Source organism: Shewanella sp. S1-58-MNA-CIBAN-0166, from assembly GCF_040310085.1.
GTDB lineage: Bacteria > Pseudomonadota > Gammaproteobacteria > Enterobacterales > Shewanellaceae > Shewanella.
In genome coordinates this window covers 1-574 of sequence record NZ_JBEOPN010000085.1, presented here as the reverse complement: position 1 = coordinate 574, position 574 = coordinate 1, and the positions used below count along the sequence as shown (strand labels likewise).

Here is a 574-nt window from a genome sequence, read left to right as displayed (position 1 = left end):
GTATTGTGGCTTAATGAATCTGTACACCGATTGAGGTAAACTTCCTTTAAGATAAAACGGTGTAAAAAAGTAATGAAAACTCAACCAACTTACTCAACAGAATTTAAAATAGATGCTGCAAACCTCGTTATTAAACAAGGTTACACTACGAGTGAAGCTTCCAAGGCTACGGGGGCAGGTCCAACAGCGATTAGACGTTGGGTGACTCAACTTAGGCAAGAATTTGAAGGTATTACCCCATCATCTCATGCCATCACTCCTGAGCAAAAACGAATTCAAGAGCTTGAAGCGCAAATTAAGAAGATTGAATGGGAGAAAGACATCCTAAAAAAGGCTACCGCTCTCTTAATGCAAGACAACATCAAACGATAGCGTTAATTGAATCGTTATCGAGAGAGCAGAACATCGTCAAACAGCTTTGCCATTTATTTGAAATACCGCGAAGCAGCTACCATTATCATCTCAAACATCGTGGATTAGTGAAGCCTGAACTAGGAAAACTGCGCCAGCAAGCGATTGCAATCCACCGTGATAGTCGTGGCTCTGCAGGGGCAAGAACGATAGCAGGCCAGCT

Annotated in this window: 1 protein-coding gene and 1 pseudogene; both read left to right on the top strand. The window is 42.3% G+C overall.

Annotation, left to right across the window (positions count from 1 at the left end; translation table 11 throughout):
* Positions 1–72 precede the first annotated feature (72 nt).
* Entirely contained in the window at positions 73–372 is a 300-nt protein-coding gene (locus AAEY99_RS21195) for an IS3 family transposase (RefSeq protein WP_059746534.1), read from the top strand.
* Positions 309–574, top strand: a pseudogene (locus tag AAEY99_RS21190) (hypothetical protein); the annotation flags it as partial. The gene AAEY99_RS21195 and the pseudogene AAEY99_RS21190, both read left to right, overlap by 64 nt.